We start from the raw sequence: 23,476 nt of genomic DNA, 5'->3' as shown, positions 1-23,476 counted from the left end.
ACCATATGACAACGACCCCCCCGTGCCAGCCGGGCTTTGACCGGCGCTACGACGTGCAAGGCCTCGACGCCATCGACGTGGCGGTGCTCGACACCTTTGCCTATGTCCGTCAGGACGATCCGGCGGCCTACCCTGGCGAGCCAATGGACATTGAGATCATCACTGACGAGTTCAGCCCGGTGTGCCCCTGGAGCGGCCTGCCGGACTTCGGGCGGCTGGAGATCCGCTACCAGCCACGCGAAAAATGCGTGGAGCTCAAGAGCCTGAAGTACTACCTGACCAGCTACCGCTTCGTGGGGATCTATCACGAGCATGCCACCCGGCGGCTGCTTGCGGACCTGACGCGGCTGCTTGATCCACTGTCGATGACCATCCGCTGTGATTACGGCATGCGTGGTGGGCTCAATACTGTCTGCACCGTCCGCTACGTCGCGCCGGATCAGGCGGGTGGAACAGCGAAATGAAGCGTAGAGCCAGATTCTCGCAGGTCAGGCCTCGCTGCTGACAGCGCGGTACCTGAGGCCGTTATTGCGGCCAGGCGGATCATCGCCCGGCCTCCTGCTCCGTGCCTAGGAGGGCGGTCACCCGGTCCAGGTGACGGTTGGCGTACCCTGACGCTATGACGCCCGACCTGCTCCGCGAGACGCTGCGTGAAGTTCTGTACGGCCCAAATCCGAGTTTCGGTCTGGGCACGGGACTGTTCAGCGAGAAGGAGGCGGGGCTCCTGCGGACTGTGCATGGTTTCTCGTACGCGCAGGCAGCTGCGCCCGCCGCGCCGGACCGCCCCAGTCCGGCGCAGGTCGTGGTGCATTTGCGTCAGTCCCTGGAGCACGCGGCGGCAGAGCTTCAGGACCCACTGGCGCTGCGTCCGGATGAGCCAGAGGCCTGGGACATGCAGGTCACCGCTACGCTATGGCGTGATGAACTGGTGCGGCTGGCGCGGGCGGGTCAGGCACTGTACGACGCGCTGTATTTACCGCTGAATGCCGAGCAGACACGTCTGGCGCATGCGGCCATCCTTCACGCGGCCTACCACACAGGTGCGCTTCGCTTTCACCTGGGGAACCTGCAGGCCAGCACATAGGGGAGTCACTCTGACGAAGCCCGACCTGCCCCCAGCTGATTGCGCAGGAACCCCGTTCCCTGGCCCTGATGGGCCTGACGTATGGGCAGGATTCCTATGACGTAGCCCGTTTCCGGCGGATGCTGGATCTCAGCGTCCGGCTCGCTGCCATGGATTCGGGCGTGAACCTGCGGCAGGTCCGGGCTGCGTACCTGAGCCACCTGGCTCATGTGACCCCGCTGCTGGCCGTTGAGGCTGTGGTGATCCGCGAAGGCCGCGTCTCGCTGATCCGCCGGACCGACACCAACCGCTGGGCATTGCCGGGCGGTATGGCGGAAGTAGGGGAGACCCTGCCCAGGGCGCCGAGCGTGAACTGTTTGAGGAAACCGGCTTGCGGGGCGCTGCCACCCGGCTGCTCGCGATTCTTGACTCGCGCTATACCCCCCACCTGCATGCCTGCATCTCGTCGCCCCTGTTTTCCTGGTCGAGGCTCCAGGAGAGCCACACGCCATTCTGGAGGCCAGTGAGGTCGGCTGGTTTTCCTGGGATGGGCTTCCCCCGCTGCATGCCGGCCATGACCGCTCCCTGCTGGTGGCCAGGCAGGCCCTGAGAACAGGCACGCCCTACTTCGACCCGTCGCCTCCCGGGAGGTGGGAGGCGCAGAATCAGACACGCGCTGGCTCCGCCAAGCGGCCAGCGCACTGCAAAGTCCTCCTGGCCTGTGTGCTTGTCCGGGCCGGAGGCCTGGCACTCTTCCGGCGCAGACCGCTGCAGGGATAAATGCAGACGCTGCCGCTGCGCCAGAAGGGCTGCCCTCGCTCGGCGATGCACAAAGGCAGAACGCCGGATGCTCTGTGCATTCCGGCGTTCTGCTTCTGGCGAAGAGGGTGGGATTCGAACCCACGGTACAGTTGCCCGTACTTCGGTTTTCGAGACCGACCCATTCAACCACTCTGGCACCTCTCCGCACAGCCTTGAACGGGCGACCGGGAGTGTAGCACAAAAGAGCAGCGACTCCTATGTCACCGCAATGACGAACGGTGAGGCCTGCCCAGAAGCCTGTCGTCCACCCGAATGGAAGCCTCAGCAGGGAGAGAAGAAGTCGGGAAGTACAGCGGAATGAGCGCCATTCGACGAAAGAAGCAACAGGGCTTCACCGAGCGCTTTGTGGGCCTGTCTGATGGTCTGTAAGACTTGGAAGACAGGCCCATGTCGCCCCGCAGGCAGGACTGCTGCCCTGATGAACGTCCGGAGGCATCTTGCAGCTGCCCGGTGAAGCGCGTATGCTGTCAAGGTTGGAAAACGGCCCCGGTACTGGGTTGCACCTCGGGCGTTTCTCGGCATGCGCCGCTTCCAGGCCCTGATGCTGACAGTGGCCGGACAGTGCGTTGATCACCTCAAGCACAACCGCCAACCCAACCCTGCCCCCTTCAGTATCTGTCGTGTGGGCGGGTATCTTCCAAGCACGGGCGTGTGTCTGTTTCACCGCCCACTCACCGCAAGACAGCACGAGGAGTGATTTACTCTGCCTACCACCCAGCAGCTGCTCCGTAAGGGGCGCACCACGCTCCAGAAGAAGAGCAAAGTTCCGGCCCTGAAGGGCAGCCCCTTCCGCCGTGGCGTGTGCACGGTCGTTAAGACCACCACCCCCAAGAAGCCCAACTCCGCGCTGCGCAAGATTGCCCGTGTGCGTCTGTCCAGTGGCTTTGAAGTCACCGCCTACATCCCCGGTGAAGGCCACAACCTGCAGGAGCACAGCGTTGTGCTGATCCGCGGCGGTCGTGTGAAGGACCTCCCTGGTGTGCGCTACCACATCGTTCGTGGCAGCCTCGACACCCAGGGCGTCAAGGACCGCAACAAGAGCCGCAGCAAGTACGGCACCAAGAAGCCCAAGGCCGGCGCAGCCGCCGCAGGCAAGAAGAAGTAAGGACTGGTCCGGGCGTCGCAGCTGCTGGCCTGACCCCTGTCGGGTCTGATGCCGCGCTCCGCCCCGCCCCCCTTACACGCGGCACAAGTGCCGTATCCCGGTTCCTGTCCCCTCACACACCCCGCGCACTCTTTCGAGGCGCCTTTTAAGGAGTCAACATGGCACGTCGCCGCCAAGCAGAAGTGCGCCCCCTCCAGCCGGACCTGGTTTACCAGGACGTGCTGGTCAGCGCAATGATCAACCGCATCATGGAAGACGGCAAGAAGAACCTGGCCAGCCGCATCTTCTACGGCGCCTGCCGCCTGGTGCAGGAGCGCACCGGCCAGGAGCCCCTCAAGGTTTTCAAGCAGGCTTATGACAACATCAAGCCCCGCGTGGAAGTTCGCAGCCGCCGCGTGGGCGGCAGCACCTACCAGGTGCCCGTCGAAGTCAGCGCCCGTCGTCAGCAGAGCCTGACCCTGCGCTGGATGATGTCGGCCGTGGACGGCCGTCCTGAGCGCACCGCTATCGAGCGTCTCGCTGGCGAGATCATGGACGCCGCCCAGGGCCGTGGCGGCGCCATCAAGAAGAAAGACGACGTGGAGCGCATGGCGGAAGCCAACCGCGCCTACGCGCACTACCGCTGGTAAACCACTTCAGGGTGCTGAAGTGCATTCCCGGACGCGGTAGGGCTCGCCCTGCCTGTCCGGGTTTCCTGCGAAGTACGTGATTTCATCACGGTGACCGGAGCGGTCGCCCCTTCAACCTAGGGAGTCTTATGACCACCAAAGCCCAGAGCTACCTGACCCACTTCCGCAATATCGGGATTGCCGCGCACATCGACGCCGGCAAGACCACCACCACCGAGCGCATCCTGTACTACACCGGCCGTACCCACAACATCGGTGAAGTGCACGACGGCGCCGCCACCATGGACTGGATGGAGCAGGAGCGCGAGCGCGGCATCACCATCACTGCCGCTGCTACCACCGCCAAGTGGAAGCGCTCGGGTACCGACCAGGAGTACGTCGTTAACATCATCGACACCCCTGGCCACGTGGACTTCACCATTGAAGTCGAGCGTTCCATGCGCGTGCTCGACGGCGCTGTTGCTGTGTTCGACTCCAGCCAGGGCGTGGAGCCTCAGTCCGAGACCGTGTGGCGTCAGGCCGACCGTTACGGTGTGCCCCGCATCGCGTTCTCCAACAAGATGGACAAGACCGGCGCCAGCTTCGAGCTCGTGCTGACGGACATCAAAGAGCGCCTCGGCGCTATTCCTGCCCCCATCCAGTACCCCATGGGCCAGGAAAATGACTTCAAGGGCATCATCGACATCGTTCGTATGCGCGCCCACGTCTACACCAACGATCTGGGTACCGACATCGTGGAAAGCGACATCCCTGCCGAGTTCGCCGACAAGGTTGCCGAGATGCGCGCCCAGCTGATCGAAGCTGCCGCCGAAGTCGACGAAGACCTGATGATGATGTACCTGGAAGGCGAGGAGCCCAGCGTTGAGCAGCTGGTTTCCGCCATCCGCAAGGGCACCATCGAGAAGAAGATCTTCCCCGTGCTGTGCGGTAGCGCCCTGAAGAACAAGGGTGTGCAGCTGCTCCTCGACGCCGTGGTGGACTACCTGCCCAGCCCACTGGAAGTGCCGGCCATCCGCGGCAAGGTCGAGGACAGCGAGGACACCGTCGAGTTCCCCGCCGACCCCGAAGGCAAGCTGGCCGCGCTGGCATTCAAGATCATGGCCGACCCCTACGTGGGCCGCCTGACCTTCGTGCGCATCTACTCGGGCACCCTGCAGTCCGGCAGCTACGTGTACAACGCCTCCAAGGACAAGCGTGACCGTGTGGGCCGCCTGCTGAAGATGCACGCCAACAGCCGTGAGGAAGTCACCGAGTTGCGTGCAGGCGAACTGGGCGCCGTGATCGGCCTCAAGGACGCCGGTACCGGCAACACCCTGATCGCCGACGGTGAGGACCGCGTCCTGCTGGAAAGCATCGACGTGCCCGAGCCTGTCATCAAGCTGGCCATTGAGCCCAAGACCAAAGCCGACCAGGAGAAAATGGGTATTGGTCTGCAGAAGCTCGCTGAAGAAGACCCCACGTTCCGCGTGGAGTCCGATCAGGAAAGCGGCCAGACCACCATCTCCGGCATGGGCGAGCTGCACCTGGAAATCCTGGTGGACCGCCTGAAGCGTGAATACAAGGTCGAGGCCAATGTGGGCGCCCCCCAGGTGGCCTACCGCGAGACCATCACCAAGGCCGTGGACGTGGAAGGTAAGTTCGTGCGTCAGTCCGGTGGCCGTGGTCAGTTCGGACACGTCAAGATCAAGGCCGAGCCCCTCGAGCCCGGCGCTGGCTTCGTGTTCGAGAACATCGTGGTGGGCGGTACCGTTCCCCGCGAGTTCATCGGACCAGCCCAGAAGGGGATCGAAGAGGCGCTGCAGAGCGGCCCCATGCTCGGCTTCCCGGTCGTGGACATGAAGGTCAGTCTGTACGACGGCTCGTACCACGAAGTGGACTCTTCGGAAATGGCGTTCAAGATCGCCGGATCCATGGCCCTCAAGGAAGCCGTCCAGAAGGGTGCGCCTGCCATCCTGGAGCCCATCATGCGCGTCGAAGTGACTGTGCCTGAGGACTACATGGGCGACATCATCGGCGACCTGAACAGCCGCCGTGGTCAGATCCAGGGCATGGAAGCCCGCGGTAATGCGCAGATCGTCAAGGCCTTCGTGCCGCTGAGCGAGATGTTCGGTTACGCGACCGACATGCGCTCTATGACTCAGGGCCGCGCCAGCTACAGCATGTTCTTTGATCACTACAGCCAGGTTCCCAACAACCTTGCCCAGCAGCTGATGAAGAAGTAAATCCCATAAGGGAAGAAAAGACCCGCCATATGGCGGGTCTTTTTCTTGTGAATCAGGCGCAGGCCGCAGGTCTGAGCAGTAGTCTGAGAACCCTATGACCCACCCGCCGCACGCCTCGCCTCCTGCGTCCCCAGCCGGTCCCAAGCCCAGAAGGCTGTCGTTTCTGACCGTGCCGTTGTTGATCGGCCTGATCTACAACGCTATTTCCCTGCTGATGCTGCCCTTCTCTACGGGAACTATCAATGAGCTGCTCGCACAGTACAGCGCCCAATCGGGGCTGCCGCCGATGCAGCTCACGCCGGAGCAGATCACGCTGATCCTGTGGCTGTCCTTTTTCATTACGGTCGGCCTCATCCTGTTTCTGTATTTCACGCGCCGGGCAGTCCTGGAGGGGCGCGCCTGGGGCCGGGGCGCGAGCATTGTAATTGCCGTGCTGAGTCTGCTGCTTATTCCGTTTGGAACGGTGTTGGGGGTCATCATGCTGATCGGAGCTTTTGACCGCGAGGTCCAGGCCTATACCCGCCGCTGATTTCCCAGGGCATTTTCTGAGTTGCTCCGCCCACACTGCTTGCAGTGTGGGCGAACTTCTTGTACCCTATGAAGTCGGTGCGTGGACGGTCCTGGACCCAACACAGGAAAGGATACGCAACGTGCCAGCATGGCGGGACACTGCCCTGGCGAGAACCAACCCAATGTGGGTCACACCATCAAAACCCTGCGGCATGCGCGGGGGAAGCCCGAACAAAGGGGCGATTTTGCGTGTGAATCCACCGCTTGGAGGGAGTAAGAACATGGCAAAGGGAACGTTTGAGCGCACGAAGCCCCACGTGAACGTGGGGACGATTGGACACGTCGACCACGGGAAGACCACGCTGACGGCAGCGATCACCTTCACGGCGGCCGCGATGGACCCGACCATCGAAACGCTGGCCTACGACCAGATCGACAAGGCGCCTGAAGAGAAGGCCCGTGGCATCACCATCAACACCAGCCACGTGGAATACAACACGCCGACCCGTCACTACAGCCACGTGGACTGCCCCGGCCACGCTGACTACGTCAAGAACATGATCACCGGCGCCGCGCAGATGGACGGCGCGATCCTGGTGGTCTCCAGCGCCGACGGCCCCATGCCCCAGACCCGCGAGCACATCCTGCTCGCCCGTCAGGTTGGCGTGCCGTACATCGTGGTGTTCATGAACAAGGTCGACATGGTCGACGACGAAGAACTGCTCGAGCTGGTCGAAATGGAAGTGCGCGAACTGCTGAGCAAGTACGAGTTCCCCGGCGACGACCTGCCGGTGATCAAGGGCAGCGCGCTGCAGGCCCTCGAAGCCCTGCAGGGTAACCCCAAGACCGCCCGCGGCGAGAACAAGTGGGTCGACAACATCTGGGAACTGCTCGACGCCGTCGACAGCTACATCCCTACCCCCGAGCGTGACCTGGACAAGACCTTCCTGATGCCCGTCGAAGACGTGTTCACCATTACCGGTCGTGGCACCGTGGCTACCGGCCGTGTGGAGCGTGGCATCGTCAAGATCCAGGACGAAGTCGAAATCATCGGCCTGCGCGACACCAAGAAAACCACCGTGACCGGCGTGGAAATGCACCGCAAGCTGCTCGACAGCGGTATGGCCGGCGACAACGTGGGCGTGCTGCTGCGTGGTGTGGCCCGTGATGACGTCGAGCGTGGCCAGGTGCTGGCCAAGCCCGGCTCCATCAAGCCCCACACCAAGTTCGAAGCCAGCGTCTACATCCTGTCCAAGGATGAAGGTGGCCGTCACAGCGCCTTCTTCGGTGGCTACCGCCCCCAGTTCTACTTCCGCACCACCGACGTGACCGGTATCGTGGAACTCGCTGAAGGCGTCGAAATGGTCATGCCTGGTGACAACGTCACCTTCACCGTGGAACTGATCAAGCCCATCGCCATGGAAGAAGGTCTGCGCTTCGCGATCCGCGAAGGTGGCCGTACCGTCGGCGCTGGCGTCGTCTCCAAGGTCCTGGAGTAATAGAACATGGTTGCCCCGAAGATTCGTATCAAACTGCGTGGCTTTGACCACAAGGCCCTGGACCAGTCCGCGAGCAAGATCGTGGACACGGTCCGGCGCACCGGGGCGGACGTGAGCGGTCCTGTGCCGCTCCCCACCCGCATCCGCCGCTTCTGCGTGCTGCGTAGCCCCTTTAAGTACAAGGATGCCCGCGAGCACTTTGAGATCCGCACCCACAACCGTCTGGTGGACATCATGAACCCCACCAAAAAGACGATCGATAGCCTGATGACCCTCGATCTGCCCACCGGTGTAGACATCGAGATCAAGACGGTGGGAGGCCGCGCATGAAGGGCATCCTCGGCACCAAAGTCGGCATGACCCAGATCTGGAAGGGCGACCGCGCCGTTCCCGTGACGGTTGTGCTGGCGGGTCCCTGCCCTGTCGTGCAGCGCAAGACCTCCGTGAGCGACGGCTACGAGGCGGTGCAGATCGGCTTCGCGCCCAAGAGCGAGAAGCGCGTGAACCGTCCTGCTGCCGGGCACTTCAAGAAGTACGGCGTTTCGCCCGTGCGTTTCCTGCGCGAGTTCCGTAACTTCAACCCCGACGGCGACACCGTCAGCGTGGACATCTTCGCCGAAGGCGAGAAGATCGACGCAACCGGTACCAGCAAGGGTAAGGGCTTCCAGGGCGTTATGAAGCGCTGGAACTTTAAGGGTGGTCCCGCGAGCCACGGCTCCAAGAAGTGGCACCGCCGCCCCGGTTCGATCGGCCAGCGCAAGACGCCCGGCCGCGTGTACAAGGGCAAGCGCATGGCCGGCCACATGGGCATGGACCGCATTACCGTCCAGAACCTGGAAGTGGTGGAAGTTCGCGCCGACGAGAATCTGATTCTCGTCAAGGGAGCCATTCCCGGCGCCAACGGTGGTCTTGTCGTGCTGCGTCAGGCTGCCAAGGGAGGCAAGTAAGACATGGCGCAGATCAACGTCATCGGCAAGAACGGGGGGCGCACCATCGACCTCGAACTGCCGGAAGTGAACGCGGCCATCCTGCACGACGTGGTGACCTGGCAGCTTGCCAGCCGCCGCCGTGGCACGGCCAGCACCAAGACTCGCGCGCAGGTCAGCAAGTCCGGTAAGAAGATGTACAGCCAGAAAGGCACCGGTAACGCCCGTCACGGCGACCGCGGCGTTCCCACCTTCGTGGGCGGCGGCGTGGCCTTCGGGCCCAAGCCCCGCAGCTACGGCTACACCCTGCCCCGCAAGGTTCGTCAGCTGGGCCTGGCGATGGCTCTGGCCGACCGTCAGGACGGCGGCAAGCTGATCGCTGTCGACGGCTTTGACCTCGACGGCAAGACCAAGAGCTTTGTCTCGTGGGCCGCGCAGAACGGCCTGGACGGCAGCGAGCGCGTGCTGATCGTCACCGACGACGCCCAGACCCGCCAGAGCGCCCGCAACGTAGCCTGGGCGACTGTGCTGCCTGTCGCTGGCCTCAACGCCTACGACATCCTGCGTCATGACCGCCTGGTGATCGACGCTGTGGCCCTCGAGCCCGCGCAGGAAGAGGTGGAGCAATGAGCCACTACGACATCATCCACAAGCCCGTGATCAGTGAGAAGGCCTACGCCGGCATGGAACGCGGCGTGTACTCCTTCTGGGTCAGCCCGAACGCAACCAAGACGGACATCAAGAGCGCCATTCAGAAGGCGTTTGACGTAACCGTCGTGGGCATCAGCACCATGAATGTCCGTGGCAAGCGCAAGCGCGTGGGCCGTTTCATCGGACAGCGTGCAGATCGCAAGAAGGCCATCGTGCGCCTCGCCGAGGGCCAGACCATTGCTGCCCTCGAGGGCCAGGCCTAAGGAGATCTGAAACATGGCCGTCAAGAAATACCGTCCCTATACCCCCAGCCGTCGCCAGATGACGACTGCGGACTTCAGCGGACTGACCAAGAAGCGCCCCGAGAAGGCCCTGACCGAAGCGCTCCCCAAGACTGGTGGACGTAACAACCGCGGCCGCATCACCAGCCGCTTTATCGGCGGCGGGCACAAGCGCCTGTACCGCATCATCGACTTCAAGCGCCGTGACAAGAGTGGCGTCAGCGCCCGCGTGGCCGCGATCGAGTACGATCCCAACCGCAGCGCCCGCATCGCTCTGCTGCACTTCGCTGACGGTGAGAAGCGCTACATCCTCGCTCCCGAAGGCCTGCAGGTCGGCGCCACCATCAACACCGGCCCTGAAGCCGAACCCAAACTCGGCAACGCGCTGCCCCTGCGCTTTATCCCCGTGGGTGCAGTTGTGCACGCGCTGGAACTGGTTCCCGGCAAGGGCGCCCAGCTTGCCCGCAGCGCTGGCACCAGCGTGCAGGTTCAGGGTAAGGAAAGCGAGTACGTCATCGTGCGCCTGCCCAGCGGCGAACTGCGCCGTATCCACACCGAGTGTTACGCGACCATCGGCGCGGTAGGCAATGCCGAGCACAAGAACATCAACCTCGGTAAAGCCGGACGCAGCCGTTGGCTCGGCCGCAAGCCCCATCAGCGCGGTAGCGCCATGAACCCCGTGGATCACCCCCACGGCGGTGGTGAAGGCCGTACCGGCGCAGGCCGTCAGCCTGTCAGCCCCTGGGGCCAGTTGGCCAAGGGCCTGAAGACCCGCCGCAAGCGCAAGAACAGCGACCGTTTCATCGTCACCCGCCGCGGCGGGAAGTAAGGAGGGTAGAGCATGCCCCGCAGCCTCAAGAAAGGCCCGTTCGTGGATGATCACCTCCTGAAAAAGGTTGACGCCCAGAACGAGCGCAAAGACAAGCGCGTCATCAAGACGTGGAGCCGCCGCAGCACCATCGTGCCGGAAATGATCGGTCATACCATCGCTGTGCACAACGGCAAGCAGCACGTGCCGGTGTTCGTCAACGAGCAGATGATCGGCCATAAGCTCGGCGAATTTTCCCCCACCCGCAGCTACCGCGGGCACGGTGCGGATAAGAACGCCAAGGGGAGCAAGAAGAAATGACCGCCCCCACGCCTGAATTCCGCAACAAGAAGCAGCGCAAGCAGCAGGTCAAGCTGCGCACGCCTGGCAAGGCCATCGCCAAGTACGTGCGTATGAGCCCCCGCAAGGTGCGCCTGGTCGTGGACGTCATCCGCGGCAAGAGCGTCAGCGACGCCGAAGCGATCCTGCGCTTCCTGCCCAAGAGCGCGTCCGAGCCCGTCGCCAAGGTGCTGAACAGCGCCAAGCACAACGCGCTGCACAACGACGAGATGCTCGAAGACCGCCTGGTCATCACCGCCGCCTACGTGGACGCTGGTCCGACCCTCAAGCGTCTGATCCCCCGGGCCCGTGGCAGCGCCAACATCCTCAAGAAGCGCACCAGCCACATCACCATCATCGTTGGCGAGCGCAATGACACCCGTGGGGGCAAACGCTAATGGGCAACAAGATCAACCCGAACGGCTTCCGCCTGGGCATCACCCGTGGCTGGAACAGCCGCTGGTACGCCGGCAAGAAGCAGTACGCCGGCCTGCTCAAGGAAGACGAGAAGATCCGCAAGCTCGTGGACAAAAAACTGTCCGCCGCCGGCATCGCCCGTGTGGAAATCGAGCGCGCTGGCCAGCAGGTCAACGTGATCATCTCCGCCGCCAAGCCTGGCATCGTGATCGGTAAGGGCGGCGACAGCATCAAGCAGCTGCGCGCCGATATCGAGAAACTCGTCAGCGCCGGCACCGTCGCTGTGAATGTTGCCGAGATTCCCAACCCCAACATCAGCGCGCCCCTGGTGGCCCTGCGTATCGCCGAGCAGATCGAGCGCCGTTTCGCGTTCCGCCGCGCTATGAAGCAGGCTGCGCAGCGCGTGATGGAATCCGGCGCCCGTGGCGTCAAGGTTGTGCTGAGCGGCCGTCTGGGTGGCGCCGAGCAGGCCCGCCGCGAGACCGTCCGTGAAGGCCGTGTGCCCCTGCACACCCTGCGCGCCGACATCGACTACGGCACCGCACTGGCCCGCACCACCTACGGCATCCTGGGTATCAAAGTGATGGTCTTTACCGGTGAAGTTATCGGTGGCCGCACCGAGACCATCGCCCGTCCCCAGCGCCGCAACGACGAACGCCGTCCCGAAGGTGGCGACCGCGCCAACCGCCGTCGCCCCACCGCGCGCCGCCGCGCCGGAGGTGAATGATGCTTCTTCCGAAGCGCACCAAGTACCGTAAGCAGCACCGTGGCCGCATGACCGGCGACGCCAAGGGCGGCGATTACGTGGCCTTCGGCGACTACGGCCTGATTGCTCTGGAGCCAGCCTGGATCCGCAGCAACCAGATCGAAGCCTGCCGTATCGTCATGAGCCGTCACTTCCGCCGCGGCGGTAAGATCTACATCCGCATCTTCCCTGACAAGCCGGTGACCAAGAAGCCCGCTGAAACCCGAATGGGTAAGGGTAAGGGCGCCGTGGAATTCTGGGTGAGCGTCGTCAAGCCTGGCCGCGTGATGTTCGAAGTTGCTGGCGTGACCGAGGAACAGGCCAAGGAAGCCTTCCGCCTGGCCGGCCACAAGCTCCCCATCCAGACCAAGATGGTCAAGCGCGAGGTCTACGATGAAGCCCAGTGACATGCGTCAACTCAAGGCCGAAGACTTCCAGAAGGAAATCGACAGCCGCAAGAAAGAACTGATGGAGCTGCGCTTCCAGGCTGCCATGGGAAACCTGGCCCAGCCGCACCGCGTCACGCAACTCCGCCGCGAAGTCGCGCAGCTCAATACCATCCGTGGTGAGCAGCGCGCGGGAGAGCAGAAATGAAGAAGACCTTCACCGGCGTCGTCGTGAGCGACAAGGCCGACAAGACCGTCAGTGTCAAGGTGGAGCGCCGCTTCGCTCACCCCCTGTACGGCAAGGTCGTGACCCGCAGCCACAAGTACGCGGCCCACGACGAGAACAACGAGTTCAAGATCGGTGACCGCGTCGAGATCCTGGCCGTGCGTCCTATCAGCAAGACCAAGACCTGGAAGGTCACCAAGCTGATCGAGCGTCCCCGCGGCATTGAGACCACCGCCGTGGAAACTGAAGGGGGTAACGCATGATCATGCCTCAATCCCGCCTGGACGTCGCGGACAACAGCGGCGCCCGCGAGATCATGTGCATCCGCGTGCTCAACAGCGGCATCGGCGGCAAGGGCCTGACCACGGGTGGCGGCGGTAACAAGCGCTACGCCCATGTGGGTGACATCATCGTGGCCAGCGTCAAGGACGCCGCTCCGCGCGGCGCCGTGAAGGCCGGTGACGTGGTCAAGGCTGTGGTCGTTCGCACCAGTCACGCCATCAAGCGCGCCGACGGCAGCACCATCCGGTTCGACAAGAACGCCGCCGTCATCATCAACAACCAGGGCGAGCCCCGCGGTACCCGCGTCTTCGGGCCGGTGGCCCGCGAACTGCGTGACCGCCGCTTCATGAAGATCGTGTCCCTGGCCCCGGAGGTGCTGTAATGCCCCGTCCTAGCGCCGGAAGCCACCACAGCGACAAGCTGCACGTCAAGAAGGGCGACACTGTTGTCGTTCTGAGCGGCAAGCACAAAGGCAAGACAGGCAAGGTCCTGCTCGCGCTGCCCCGTGACCAGAAGGTCATCGTGGAAGGCGTGAACCTGGTCACCAAGCACGTCAAGCCCAGTGCCAGCAACCCCCAGGGCGGCATCGAGCAGCGTGAAGGCGCGCTGCACGCCAGCAAGGTGTCTATCGTGGACCCCGAGACCGGCAAGGCCACCCGCATCCGCAAGCAGATCGTTGACGGCAAGAAAGTGCGCGTCGCGGTCGCCAGCGGCAAAGTCATCGACTGATACTCAGGGTCAGGCGCCCAATGCCTGACCTGAGCGGCCCTTTCCGCTCGAAGAGAGGCAACATGCAGACCCTCAAGACCAAGTACAACGAGCAGGTGCGTCCCGCGCTGATGCAGCAGTTTGGCTACTCCAGCGTGATGGCCGTGCCCCGCATCGAAAAGATCGTGATCAACGAAGGCCTCGGCAGCAGCAAGGAAGACAGCAAGGCCATCGACAAGGCCGCCCGTGAACTGGGCCTGATCACCCTGCAGAAGCCAATCATCACCAAGGCCAAGAAGAGCATCAGCAACTTCAAGCTGCGCCAGGGCATGCCCGTGGGCGTCAAGGTCACGCTGCGCAACGAGCGCATGTACGTGTTCCTGGAGAAGCTGATCAACATCGGTCTGCCCCGTATCCGTGACTTCCGTGGGATCAACCCCAATGCCTTTGACGGCCGTGGCAACTACAACCTCGGTATCAAAGAGCAGCTGATCTTTCCGGAGATCACCTATGATATGGTCGATAAGGTGCGTGGTATGGACATCACCATCGTGACCACCGCGAAAACCGACGAGGAAGCCCGCGCGCTGCTCCAGGCGATGGGACTCCCCTTCCGCAAGTAAGGAAACAGGTAAATGGCGAACACCTCGAAAGTTGTCAAGGCGGCGCGCGGGCATAAATTTGCCGTGCAGAACTATAGCCGCTGCTCCCGCTGTGGCCGCGCACGCGGTTACTACCGTTTCTTCGGCATGTGCCGCATCTGCATCCGCGAGATGGCACACAAGGGCGAACTGCCCGGCGTGAAGAAGAGCAGCTGGTAAGCTAGACTCTCGTGCGCCAGTCCCCGCACCCTGTGCGAGGCTGGCATGCGACTTGTGCAGGCCCAACTGGATACGAACCGTTCCCATTTGAGCGGTGATCGTCCACACGGGAGAAGACCCAACAGAAGAAGTGTCTGGAACGGCAGACCCACATTCCACGGGAAGAAGCGTGCGCCTCAGCAGACAGCTGTAGGCGCCACCCGCCGGGGCCTCTGTGTCCAATCTTCACACGCCCCCGGAGGAAACCCATGCTGAGTGATCCTATCGCCGACATGCTCACGCGCATCCGCAACGCGACGCGCACCCACAAGGAAACCGTGGATGTCCCGGCTTCCAACTTCAAAGAGCAGCTCGCCAACCTGCTCGTGGCCGAAGGCTACGTGGCTGGCGTCGAGCGCACCCGCCTCGATGGCCAGCCGGCCGACGTGCTGCGCCTGACGCTGAAGTACGGCGCCAAGCGTGAGCAGGTCATCAAGCACATCGAGCGCATCAGCCGTCCCGGCCGCCGCGCTTACGTGAGCGCTGAAAACCTGCCCCGCATCCAGCGCGGCATGGGCGTTGCGGTGGTCTCCACCAGCAAAGGCCTGCTGCCTGACCGCGAAGCCCGCAAGCTGGGCGTCGGCGGCGAAGTTATCTGCGTTCTCTGGTAAACCGGCCCTTTCCGGTTTTTCCGGCTTCGGTCCTGACCACGGCCCGCCTCTGAGCGGCCGACACTTAAGGAGACACTATGTCCCGCATCGGTAAACAACCCATCGCCGTGCCAAGCGGCGTGACCGTGAACACCCAGAGCGGCGTGTTCAAGGTCAAGGGGCCCAAAGGCGAACTGACCGTTCCCTTCAACCCCGACCTGACCATCCGTGAAGACAACGGCCAGCTGCTGGTCGAACGTCCCAGCGACCGCCAGGAGCACCGCGCTCTGCACGGCCTGACCCGTACCCTGGTGGCCAACGCCGTCAAGGGCGTGAGTGACGGCTTCGTTATCAACCTGGAACTGCGGGGCGTCGGTTACCGTGCCAAGCTCAACGGCAAGGCTCTGGAACTGACCATCGGTTACAGCCACCCCGTGGTGATCGATCCGCCCGCCGGCGTGACCTTCGCCGTGCCTGAACCCACCAAGATCGACGTGAGCGGCATCGACAAGCAGCTCGTCGGCCAGGTGGCCGCCAACGTCCGCGAAGTCCGCAAGCCTGACGCCTACCACGGCAAGGGTGTGCGCTTCGTTGGTCAGCAGATCGCCCTGAAGGCCGGTAAGGCCGGCGCCACGGGCGGGAAAGGGAAGAAATAATGGCTGCCCAGACCTCAATCCGCCGCAAGCTGCGCGCCCGCCGCAAGGTCCGCATCGCCGCTGGCGAGCGCCCGCGCCTCAGCGTGTTCCGCTCCAGCAAGCACATCTACGCCCAGATTATCGATGACAAGAACGGCACCACGCTCGCCGCTGCTTCCAGCGCCGTCGTCAAGGCCGGTAACAAGACCGACACCGCAGCTGCCGTCGGCAAGGCTCTGGCTGAAGCTGCCAGTGCCAAAGGTGTCAAGCAGGTTGTGTTCGACCGCGGCCAGTACAAGTATCACGGACGCGTGAAGGCGCTCGCAGACGCGGCGCGGGAGGGTGGCCTTGACTTTTAATCGTCGTAACGACCGCAATGTGGAGCGCGAGACCAGCGAATTCGAAGAGAAGATGCTGTTCGTCAACCGCACCAGCAAGACTTACCAGGGTGGCCGCCGCTTCCGCTTCGCTGCACTGGTGATCCTCGGCGACCGCAACGGTCGCGTGGGCATGGGCATTGGCAAGGCCAAAGAAGTGCCTGTGGCTATCGAGAAGGCCAAGAGCATTGCCCGCAAGAACATGATCAGTGTGCCGGTCGAGAACGGCACCATTCCCCACGAGATTGTCGGCGTGAACAGCACCAGCCGTGTGCTGCTCAAGCCCGCCGGCCCCGGTACCGGTGTAATTGCCGGCACTGTGCCCCGTTCGATTGCCGAACTGGCTGGCATCACCAACATGCTGTCCAAGGAACTGGGCAGCCGCAATAAGGTCAACGTGGCCTACGCCGTTTTCGACGGTTTCAAGAACCTCCGCACCGCCAAACAGGTCCGCGCACTGCGCGGCATTGAGGCGGCTCCCGTTACTGGAGGCGCGCAGTGAAAATTACCCTCAAGCGCAGCGTTATCGGTCGTCCTCAGCACCAGGTGGACACCGTTAAGGCGCTGGGCCTCAAGAAGATCGGCGACAGCCGTGAAGTCCAGGACAGCCCTGCCATCCGTGGCATGGTGAACTCCGTCAAGCATCTGCTGGAGGTGGAAGCGTGAAGCTCCACGAACTCAAGCCCGCCGAGGGCAGCCGCAAGAATCGCAAGCGCGTTGGTCGTGGCCCTGGTGGTACCGACAAGACCGCCGGACGCGGCCATAAGGGCCAGAAGTCACGTAGCGGCGCTGGGAAGGGCAGCTTCTTCGAAGGTGGCCGCAGCAGCCTGATCAGCCGTCTGCCTAAGCGCGGTTTCAACAACGTGGGCACGACCTACGAAGTGATCCAGCTGGGTCAGCTGGACGTGCTGGAAGGCGACACCTTTAACCGCGAAGCCCTTGAGCTCGCCGGTCTGGTCCGCCGCAAGAACCGCCCGGTGAAACTGCTGGCCACTGGTGAAGTGACCCGCGCCGTGACTGTGCACGTGGACGCTGCCAGCGCCGCTGCCGTCAAGGCCGTGGAAGCTGCCGGGGGCAAGGTCATCCTGCCCAACAGCCAGACCGAAGACGCCCAGAAGGCGGAGTAATGCTCCGCGCCTTCCGCGACGCATTCCGGATCCCGGATCTTCGGCGGAAGATTGTCTTCACCCTGCTGCTGCTCGCCGTCTATCGCCTGGGGAGTGCTATTCCCACCCCAGGCGTGAACAGTGCCGCCCTGAGTCAAGCGAACTCGGGCGGCCTGTTCGGCTTGATCAGCATGATCTCGGGCGGCAATCTTTCGCAGTTCTCGATCTTTGCGCTGGGGGTGCTGCCGTACATCACGGCGAGCATCGTGATCCAGTTGATGACCACCACCATCCCGGCCCTGGAAAAACTCTCCAAGGAAGGCGAGGAAGGTCGCAAGAAGATCAACCAGTTCACCCGCTACGCCGCGGTTGGGCTTGGCACCTTACAGGCGCTGTTCTTCTCGCTGTACATCAACAGCAACCCGTCGTTCATTGCGGTGGGCTGGGAGCCGGGACTGTTCACCATTCTCGTGATGGTGCTGACCCAGGTGGCAGGTATTGCCTTCACCATGTGGATTGGCGAGCGGATCACCGAAGTGGGGGTCGGAAACGGTATCAGTCTGATCATTACTGCTGGCATCATCGCGGTGTACCCCACCGAGATTGCCAACACCGCGGAACTGTTCCGTACTGACGCGGTCCAGTTGATGCCGCTGCTGGCCTTTATCGCCGTGATCATCGCGACCATCGCGGGCATCGTGTACGTGTATCAGGCCGAGCGCCGTGTACCCGTGACCTACGCGCGTGCACGGGGCGGAGCGGCCGGACAGGCGCGCGGAGCCGGTCAGGCCACCTGGCTGCCCATCAAGGTCAACCAGGCTGGTGTAATTCCGGTCATTTTCGCCAGTGCCATGTTGATTCTTCCTAACCTGATCGCCAGTGCCACGGCAACCCGTGCTCCGGAAGTCAACGCCTGGATTCAGTCGAACTTGGTGTTTGGTGCGCCGTTGTACATCGCGCTGGAAGCTGCGTTGATCTTCGGCTTTACGTACCTGTACAACAGCGTGCAGTTTGACCCCAAGCGTATTGCGGAGCAGTTGCGGGAAGCAGGCGGGTTCATTCCTGGCGTCCGTCCAGGCGTGCCTACTGCCGAGTTCCTTGGAGGCATCAGCGGTCGCCTGAGCTTGTGGGGTGCGGTCTTCCTGGTGGTCCTGACCATCTTCCCGCAGGTCGTTCAGCGCGCCACTGGCATCACCACGTTTCAGTTCTCTGGCACCGGCCTGCTCATTATCGTGGGGGTCGCGCTGGAGACTCTCAAGCAGCTCGAAGCGCAACTTACTGTGCGCCGTTACGATGGCTTTATCAGCAAGGGCCGCATTCGCAGCCGCCTGAACAACTGAAAAAGCTAAGGATTCCTGGGGCCTCCCGCACACTGGCGGGGGGCCCCAGCTCCTTATCTGTATTGGGTCACCACCAGAGGAACATCTGAGCATGCGCTGTGTCAGACAGGCCGCAACGTCCTATGCTGTAGCTTCACTGTCGGGGGTCTGCAGGGTCATGAACATGACACCTGTGCCGAGGCCCAAAAGTCGCCTCTAGGGTGTAGAAACATGAATGTGGGCAGGCATTCAGACAGGTGTGTTCCAGCCGGGAATCCCGCGCGACGGATGCCATAAGACCAGTCAAAGGAGCGCTAACTTGACGCAAACGGAAAACAAGGTTGTGATCTTCCTGGGCCCGCCTGGGGCCGGTAAAGGCACGCAGGCCGAACGACTGGCCCAAGAGCAGTCACTGACCAAGATCAGTACAGGAGATATTCTGCGCGATCATGTAGCGCGCGGTACTGAGCTGGGCCAGCAGGTCAAACCCATCTTGGACGCAGGTCACCTCGTTCCCGACGAGATCCTGATCGCACTGATCCGCGACAAGCTGGCGGGCATGAGGCCTGTACGCGTGATCTTTGACGGATTCCCCCGGACCGGCGCGCAGGCTGAAGCGCTTGACGCGCTGCTTGAAGACCTCGGCGCCCCGGTGACGGCCGTTCCACTGCTCGAAGTGCCGGATCAGGTCCTGATTGACCGGATCGTGGAGCGTGGCAATCAGGCTCAGGCGCGCGGCGAGGCTGTTCGCAGCGACGACAATGAAGAGACCGCCCGCCGGCGTCAGCAGGTCTACCGCGAGCAGACTCAGCCGCTGATCGACTACTACGCGGGACGCGGCCAGCTGTATACGGTCAATGGAGTAGGCAGCCTGGATGAGGTCTACGACCGGATTCTGAAGGGGATGCAGTAAAGCTGTAGTGCTACAGCACCGAGCTGCGGGAGGCCTGAAGTTACAGGCCTCCCGTTCCCTTTTTGCCCCAGATCTCTTTCCAGCATTTGGAGTTGCGATCACAGTGTAACTCTGCTACAATTACGTTCAAAGCGTAATTCACTCAGAGGTTTCTACGATGGCTTTGACTTCCGACAGTATTCTTGCTCTTGCATCCGATAGCGGCAGTGGAGCGAGCGCCCGCAGTCTGGCTACGCCGGCGCGTTGGCCAGAGCTCAATTTGCCCGGCGGCGTCGTGTGGGGCCGGTGTCAGGGAAGTGGCAAGACTCCGTATCTGACTGCTGTCGACCTGGACGGACTGGTGAGTAAATGCAGTTGCCCCAGCCGCAAATTTCCCTGTAAGCATGCGCTGGCGCTGCTGCTACTGTCCGTCTCTTACGCGGACAGTTTCGGTACGGAACCTGCCCCTGAAAGTATCCAGACCTGGCTTCATGGCCGTCAGGAGCGCGCTGGTCAGAAAGGAGTGCCTTCGGCCACGGCCACAAAGGACGCTGACCCTGCGGCCCAGGCCAGGCGGCGTGCGGCTCGCGAACGGAAGGTTACTGCGGGGCTGGCTGGGCTGGATATCTTTTTGCAGGATCTGGTGCGTGACGGTCTGGCTCAGGCCAGGGTCCGCCCCTACACCGACTGGGATACTCAGGCAGCGCGTCTGGTGGACGCTCAGGCTCCAGGTGCCGCTCGGCAGGTGCGCCGTGTTCCTGAACTGCTGGATGATCCGGCGGCGCTGCTGACCCATCTGTCATTGCTGCACCTGCTCTGCGAGGCCTGGACCCGGCGGGAGGCTCTGGATTCGAATCAGCAGGCTGATCTGCGTGCCGCTCTGGGATTTCCGTTGAACCAAGCAGACCTGAGTGTCTCGGCAGCAGCTTGCTGGGAGGTGCTGGGACAGATCACGCTCAGAGATGAAGATAACCTGACCACCCGGCGCACCTGGCTGCGACGGGGAGAACGCAGCGCCCTGCTGCTGGATTTTGCTGTGGCCGGGCGTCCCCTCCCGCCTGGGCTTCCGGTGGGACAGAGCGTACAGGCAGAGGTGTGTTTTGTGCCGTCTGCCGCACCTCAGCGTGCAGTCATCCGGGGCGAGGTCAGGGGTGTCGAGCCAGTGACAGTGGGGGTGGGCATCACGCTGGAAATCCTGCTCGACACCCACGCTCAGGCGCTGGCACTGAATCCCTGGCGGGAGCGTACGGCCCACCTTGTGGGTCCGGTCAGGCTCCTGCCGGGCTGGCAGGTAGGAGATGAACACGGGCAGGCGCTGCCGCTGATGGGTGACGAGCGCCTGCTGCTGGGGATGCTTGCCCGCAGTGCTGGCGGGCCCGTAACCATCTTCGGAGAGTGGGACGGCGCGGGCTTTACACCGCTTAGTCTGCTGGAACCCACCGGGCTGACGCCGCTGCGCGGCCGGGAGGAGCAGGCATGAACGACTTTGACGCTCTGCTGGCCTGTGCGCTGGTGGGAACCTCACGTGCGTCCCTGCCTGTCCATGAAGGTTCGCCCCTGGCCGGACTTCTGAACACATTGCCGGGCACGCCGGAACAGATGCTGCTCTCCCGCGCTTCGCTGGCGGCTAGCGTCCGGCTGGCTGGCCGGGCCGTGGACCGCGCAGCCACAGAGTTGCCACCCACGGCCCCGGAAGAGACCCGGCCTGAAGCCCCGGCGTGCGCCGCGCGGCACCTTTCCCTGGTCGTGGGTACGCCCCTGCTGGCGGAATGGCTGCAACTCTGTGCGGCTGCTGGCTGGCACGTGCCGCCGGCCTCACTGCCTGAACTGCTTGATAGGGCGCGGCAGGACACCACCCTGCGGGAGCAGCTGCGCCCGGTGCTGAGCGAACGTGGAGTCTGGCTGGCGGCCTTTAACCCCGACTGGCGATTTCTGGCGGGGGGCAAGACCACGGCGGGCCCTGACCCGGATGCCTGGGACGAGGCCAGCGAGGCCGGGCGTGAGGGCATCTTCCGCACATGGCGCGCCAGGGATCCTGAGATTGCGCGGGAACTGCTGCGCGTCCACTTTGCTGCGGAGCGCGCCGGGACCCGCCGGCGTCTGCTCTCGGCTCTGCTCGACACCCTGGAGCCAGAGGACGAGGTGCTTGAGTCCCTGCTCGAAGATGCGCTGAATGACCGCAGCACTGATGTGGCGCATCTGGCCCGTGAAGTGTTGCGGTTGTGGCCGCGCAGTGCGTTGAACCGCCGTTATGCGGCGCAGGCACAGGCCCTGCTGCCAGGTGACCTGGGCTCTCGTCTGGCGGCAGGGGAAGATGTTGCTGTGCCTTCTGTGTCCACGCCGGATACAGACCTGAAGCGTGACGGGCTGGTGGACGCGGCCCGGCGTGATCCCCACAGTGGCATCTCGCTGCTGCGGGCACTGCTGGGCGCGGCCCATCCCCAGGCTCTCCTGGACGTGCTGAACCTGTCACCCACGCAACTGGTCGGGATGGCAAGTCAGCTTGACGCTCTGGATACCCTGGCGGCCCGCACGATGGTGGCCCGGCACCGCCCCACTGCACAGGCCCTGCTGCCGCACTTTCCACATGAACCTGGCCTGCTGCGCCTGGGACCCGTGACTGCCCTGTATGCCGAGCTCAGACTGGCACTGGCGGGTCGCCGGGCTGATAAGGCGTACCACCTGCTTGAAGCGCTTCCCAGTCCCTGGCCTGCTGAGCTGAGCCGCGACGTGATCCGCGCCCTGCGTGACCGCCTGAACGACCTGAGCTCCTACTCCGCCTGGGACAGGTTCTGGCAGCAACTTCTTTCCCTGACCTCATTGTGCGCAGACCCTTCGGTTCCTGCCCCCGACCCCCTCCCCGATACTGCCCCGGAGATTGCTCACCGTGCCCTGAGCGAGTTGCTGGGCACCCTCAGCCTGCGTGCCCAGATGCACGCTGACTTTCAGCAAGGAGCTAAGTCATGACTCACGCTGTCCCCACCCCGCCTCGCCCTGATGTCCAGCGCCAGCATGCCGAACAGGCCTATGCCCACGAACTGGCTGCCCTTGCCGCACACGATGACCGCCCGCGCCCGCCCTGCTGGAACCTCAGCCCCCAGGCAGTGCTGACGTATCTGCTGGGTGGGCAGGCCGGTGACGGCACCCCGATTTCTCCCAAGTACATCGGTGAGCGGCGACTGATGGAAATTGCCGTAGCGACCCTGGCCACCGACCGCGCCCTGCTGCTGATCGGGGTGCCGGGAACTGCAAAGAGCTGGGTCAGCGAGCACCTGGCGGCTGCAATTTCCGGTGACAGCACCCTGCTGGTTCAGGGCACCGCGGGCACCAGTGAGGAAAGCATCCGTTACGGCTGGAACTACGCGCGTCTGCTTGCCGAGGGACCCAGCCCGGCCGCACTGGTGGAAAGCCCGGTCCTGCGCGCCATGCGGGACGGCAAGATTGCCCGCCTGGAAGAGCTGACCCGCGTGCAGAGCGACGTGCAGGACACGTTGATTACGGTGCTGTCCGAAAAGACCCTGCCGGTCCCGGAACTGAACACGGAAGTGCAGGCGGTGCGCGGCTTCAACCTGATCGCCACGGCCAACAACCGCGACAAGGGCGTCAACGAACTGTCCAGCGCCCTGAAACGCCGGTTCAACACGGTGGTTCTGCCGGTGCCCGACACCCTGGACGACGAGGTCAGCATCGTGGTTCAGCGGGTAAGCCAGCTGGCTGCCTCCCTGCAGATTCCAGCTGCGCCGCCTGCGCTGGAAGAGGTGCGCCGTATCGTGACGGTCTTCCGTGAACTGCGTGCCGGGGTGACCGAGGACGGCAAAACCAAGCTCAAGAGTCCCAGCGGCAGCCTCAGCACGGCTGAGGCGATCAGTGTGGTCAACCAGGGGCTGAGCCTCGCGGCGCATTTCGGAAACGGGGAGCTTGGAGCACACGACACAGCCGCCAGCCTGGTAGGCGCGGTGGTCAAAGACCCTGTGCAGGACGGCGTGATCTGGCGCGAGTACCTGGAGACGGTGGCCCGCAAACGTGACGACTGGAAGGCGTTTTACAAGGCGTGCCGGGCGGTGAGCTGAGGCCTGCC

Annotated in this window: 34 protein-coding genes and 1 tRNA gene; 34 read left to right on the top strand and 1 reads right to left on the bottom strand. The window is 63.4% G+C overall.

Annotation, left to right across the window (positions count from 1 at the left end; genetic code table 11):
- Positions 1-5: 5 nt before the first annotated feature.
- The 3 genes from queF (at position 6) to DEIDE_RS19965 (ending at position 1,590) form a co-directional block, all read left to right on the top strand.
- Positions 6-464: a preQ(1) synthase gene (queF, locus tag DEIDE_RS10910; RefSeq protein ID WP_012694013.1), complete on the top strand. Its 459-nt coding sequence runs from the start codon at positions 6-8 to the stop codon at positions 462-464.
- 155 nt (positions 465-619) lie between these two features.
- Positions 620-1,084, top strand: a complete 465-nt coding sequence (locus DEIDE_RS10905; RefSeq protein ID WP_012694012.1) for a hypothetical protein — start codon at positions 620-622, stop codon at positions 1,082-1,084.
- 68 nt (positions 1,085-1,152) lie between these two features.
- Positions 1,153-1,590 (top strand): NUDIX hydrolase N-terminal domain-containing protein, encoded by a 438-nt coding sequence (locus tag DEIDE_RS19965; protein WP_012694011.1) that lies wholly within the window; start codon positions 1,153-1,155, stop codon positions 1,588-1,590.
- A 349-nt stretch (positions 1,591-1,939) separates the two neighbouring features.
- Here the strand turns inward: DEIDE_RS19965 and DEIDE_RS10890 are convergent.
- A tRNA-Ser gene (locus DEIDE_RS10890) sits at positions 1,940-2,029 on the bottom strand.
- Positions 2,030-2,588: 559 nt separating this feature from the next.
- On the opposite strand from DEIDE_RS10890, the gene rpsL reads away from it, so the two are divergent.
- From rpsL to DEIDE_RS10735, 31 genes are all read left to right on the top strand, one after another.
- Positions 2,589-2,990, top strand: a complete 402-nt coding sequence (gene rpsL / locus DEIDE_RS10885; protein WP_012694010.1) for a 30S ribosomal protein S12 — start codon at positions 2,589-2,591, stop codon at positions 2,988-2,990.
- Between the two features lie 158 nt (positions 2,991-3,148).
- Complete coding sequence (rpsG, locus tag DEIDE_RS10880) at positions 3,149-3,619, top strand: 30S ribosomal protein S7 (RefSeq protein ID WP_012694009.1); 471 nt, start codon at positions 3,149-3,151, stop codon at positions 3,617-3,619.
- A gap of 128 nt (positions 3,620-3,747) precedes the next feature.
- Positions 3,748-5,841, top strand: coding sequence for an elongation factor G (fusA, locus tag DEIDE_RS10875; RefSeq protein WP_012694008.1), 2,094 nt, complete (start codon positions 3,748-3,750; stop codon positions 5,839-5,841).
- A gap of 94 nt (positions 5,842-5,935) precedes the next feature.
- Entirely contained in the window at positions 5,936-6,370 is a 435-nt protein-coding gene (locus tag DEIDE_RS10870; RefSeq protein ID WP_012694007.1) for a hypothetical protein, read from the top strand.
- A gap of 262 nt (positions 6,371-6,632) precedes the next feature.
- The gene (gene tuf, locus DEIDE_RS10865) at positions 6,633-7,850 is read left to right on the top strand and encodes an elongation factor Tu (protein ID WP_012692578.1); all 1,218 of its coding nucleotides are present in this window, start codon (positions 6,633-6,635) and stop codon (positions 7,848-7,850) included.
- Between the two features lie 6 nt (positions 7,851-7,856).
- Positions 7,857-8,180: a 30S ribosomal protein S10 gene (gene rpsJ / locus DEIDE_RS10860; protein WP_012694006.1), complete on the top strand. Its 324-nt coding sequence runs from the start codon at positions 7,857-7,859 to the stop codon at positions 8,178-8,180.
- Entirely contained in the window at positions 8,177-8,797 is a 621-nt protein-coding gene (gene rplC / locus DEIDE_RS10855; protein ID WP_012694005.1) for a 50S ribosomal protein L3, read from the top strand. Before rpsJ ends, rplC begins: the two co-directional genes overlap by 4 nt.
- 3 nt (positions 8,798-8,800) lie before the next feature.
- Positions 8,801-9,406: a 50S ribosomal protein L4 gene (gene rplD / locus DEIDE_RS10850; RefSeq protein WP_012694004.1), complete on the top strand. Its 606-nt coding sequence runs from the start codon at positions 8,801-8,803 to the stop codon at positions 9,404-9,406.
- A complete protein-coding gene (locus DEIDE_RS10845) occupies positions 9,403-9,690 on the top strand; it encodes a 50S ribosomal protein L23 (protein WP_012694003.1) in 288 nt (95 codons plus the stop codon). The genes rplD and DEIDE_RS10845 overlap by 4 nt, the downstream gene beginning before the upstream one ends.
- 13 nt (positions 9,691-9,703) lie before the next feature.
- Positions 9,704-10,537 (top strand): 50S ribosomal protein L2, encoded by an 834-nt coding sequence (gene rplB, locus DEIDE_RS10840; RefSeq protein ID WP_012694002.1) that lies wholly within the window; start codon positions 9,704-9,706, stop codon positions 10,535-10,537.
- A gap of 12 nt (positions 10,538-10,549) precedes the next feature.
- Entirely contained in the window at positions 10,550-10,837 is a 288-nt protein-coding gene (gene rpsS, locus DEIDE_RS10835; protein ID WP_012694001.1) for a 30S ribosomal protein S19, read from the top strand.
- A complete protein-coding gene (gene rplV, locus DEIDE_RS10830) occupies positions 10,834-11,253 on the top strand; it encodes a 50S ribosomal protein L22 (RefSeq protein WP_012694000.1) in 420 nt (139 codons plus the stop codon). Before rpsS ends, rplV begins: the two co-directional genes overlap by 4 nt.
- On the top strand, positions 11,253-11,999 hold the full coding sequence (gene rpsC, locus DEIDE_RS10825; RefSeq protein WP_012693999.1) for a 30S ribosomal protein S3: 747 nt from the start codon (positions 11,253-11,255) through the stop codon (positions 11,997-11,999). The genes rplV and rpsC overlap by 1 nt, the downstream gene beginning before the upstream one ends.
- On the top strand, positions 11,999-12,424 hold the full coding sequence (gene rplP / locus DEIDE_RS10820) for a 50S ribosomal protein L16 (RefSeq protein WP_041227228.1): 426 nt from the start codon (positions 11,999-12,001) through the stop codon (positions 12,422-12,424). Before rpsC ends, rplP begins: the two co-directional genes overlap by 1 nt.
- A complete protein-coding gene (gene rpmC, locus DEIDE_RS10815; protein ID WP_012693997.1) occupies positions 12,411-12,611 on the top strand; it encodes a 50S ribosomal protein L29 in 201 nt (66 codons plus the stop codon). Before rplP ends, rpmC begins: the two co-directional genes overlap by 14 nt.
- Positions 12,608-12,892 (top strand): 30S ribosomal protein S17, encoded by a 285-nt coding sequence (rpsQ, locus tag DEIDE_RS10810; protein WP_012693996.1) that lies wholly within the window; start codon positions 12,608-12,610, stop codon positions 12,890-12,892. The genes rpmC and rpsQ overlap by 4 nt, the downstream gene beginning before the upstream one ends.
- Positions 12,889-13,293 (top strand): 50S ribosomal protein L14, encoded by a 405-nt coding sequence (gene rplN, locus DEIDE_RS10805; protein ID WP_012693995.1) that lies wholly within the window; start codon positions 12,889-12,891, stop codon positions 13,291-13,293. The genes rpsQ and rplN overlap by 4 nt, the downstream gene beginning before the upstream one ends.
- Complete coding sequence (rplX, locus tag DEIDE_RS10800; RefSeq protein WP_012693994.1) at positions 13,293-13,640, top strand: 50S ribosomal protein L24; 348 nt, start codon at positions 13,293-13,295, stop codon at positions 13,638-13,640. The genes rplN and rplX overlap by 1 nt, the downstream gene beginning before the upstream one ends.
- Before the next feature lie 62 nt (positions 13,641-13,702).
- Positions 13,703-14,242, top strand: a complete 540-nt coding sequence (rplE, locus tag DEIDE_RS10795) for a 50S ribosomal protein L5 (protein WP_041227586.1) — start codon at positions 13,703-13,705, stop codon at positions 14,240-14,242.
- 12 nt (positions 14,243-14,254) lie between these two features.
- Positions 14,255-14,440, top strand: a complete 186-nt coding sequence (locus DEIDE_RS10790; RefSeq protein ID WP_012693992.1) for a type Z 30S ribosomal protein S14 — start codon at positions 14,255-14,257, stop codon at positions 14,438-14,440.
- Positions 14,441-14,688: 248 nt separating this feature from the next.
- The gene (gene rpsH / locus DEIDE_RS10785; protein ID WP_012693991.1) at positions 14,689-15,090 is read left to right on the top strand and encodes a 30S ribosomal protein S8; all 402 of its coding nucleotides are present in this window, start codon (positions 14,689-14,691) and stop codon (positions 15,088-15,090) included.
- A 77-nt stretch (positions 15,091-15,167) separates the two neighbouring features.
- Positions 15,168-15,725, top strand: coding sequence for a 50S ribosomal protein L6 (gene rplF / locus DEIDE_RS10780; RefSeq protein ID WP_012693990.1), 558 nt, complete (start codon positions 15,168-15,170; stop codon positions 15,723-15,725).
- The gene (rplR, locus tag DEIDE_RS10775; RefSeq protein WP_012693989.1) at positions 15,725-16,063 is read left to right on the top strand and encodes a 50S ribosomal protein L18; all 339 of its coding nucleotides are present in this window, start codon (positions 15,725-15,727) and stop codon (positions 16,061-16,063) included. The genes rplF and rplR overlap by 1 nt, the downstream gene beginning before the upstream one ends.
- On the top strand, positions 16,053-16,583 hold the full coding sequence (gene rpsE / locus DEIDE_RS10770; RefSeq protein ID WP_012693988.1) for a 30S ribosomal protein S5: 531 nt from the start codon (positions 16,053-16,055) through the stop codon (positions 16,581-16,583). The genes rplR and rpsE overlap by 11 nt, the downstream gene beginning before the upstream one ends.
- Positions 16,580-16,747 (top strand): 50S ribosomal protein L30, encoded by a 168-nt coding sequence (gene rpmD, locus DEIDE_RS10765; RefSeq protein WP_012693987.1) that lies wholly within the window; start codon positions 16,580-16,582, stop codon positions 16,745-16,747. Before rpsE ends, rpmD begins: the two co-directional genes overlap by 4 nt.
- Complete coding sequence (gene rplO / locus DEIDE_RS10760) at positions 16,744-17,208, top strand: 50S ribosomal protein L15 (RefSeq protein ID WP_012693986.1); 465 nt, start codon at positions 16,744-16,746, stop codon at positions 17,206-17,208. Before rpmD ends, rplO begins: the two co-directional genes overlap by 4 nt.
- A complete protein-coding gene (gene secY, locus DEIDE_RS10755) occupies positions 17,208-18,527 on the top strand; it encodes a preprotein translocase subunit SecY (protein WP_012693985.1) in 1,320 nt (439 codons plus the stop codon). The genes rplO and secY overlap by 1 nt, the downstream gene beginning before the upstream one ends.
- Before the next feature lie 298 nt (positions 18,528-18,825).
- Positions 18,826-19,419, top strand: coding sequence for an adenylate kinase (locus DEIDE_RS10750; RefSeq protein ID WP_012693984.1), 594 nt, complete (start codon positions 18,826-18,828; stop codon positions 19,417-19,419).
- A 157-nt stretch (positions 19,420-19,576) separates the two neighbouring features.
- Positions 19,577-20,878, top strand: coding sequence for an SWIM zinc finger family protein (locus DEIDE_RS10745; protein WP_083764253.1), 1,302 nt, complete (start codon positions 19,577-19,579; stop codon positions 20,876-20,878).
- Complete coding sequence (locus DEIDE_RS10740; protein ID WP_012693982.1) at positions 20,875-22,365, top strand: DUF5691 domain-containing protein; 1,491 nt, start codon at positions 20,875-20,877, stop codon at positions 22,363-22,365. The genes DEIDE_RS10745 and DEIDE_RS10740 overlap by 4 nt, the downstream gene beginning before the upstream one ends.
- Entirely contained in the window at positions 22,362-23,468 is a 1,107-nt protein-coding gene (locus DEIDE_RS10735) for an ATP-binding protein (RefSeq protein WP_012693981.1), read from the top strand. The genes DEIDE_RS10740 and DEIDE_RS10735 overlap by 4 nt, the downstream gene beginning before the upstream one ends.
- The last annotated feature ends 8 nt before the right edge of the window (positions 23,469-23,476 follow it).

The sequence above is a fragment of the Deinococcus deserti VCD115 genome, assembly GCF_000020685.1.
GTDB lineage: Bacteria > Deinococcota > Deinococci > Deinococcales > Deinococcaceae > Deinococcus > Deinococcus deserti.
Note: the sequence above shows the minus strand (reverse complement) of the source record. Positions and strands in the feature narration are given on the sequence as shown.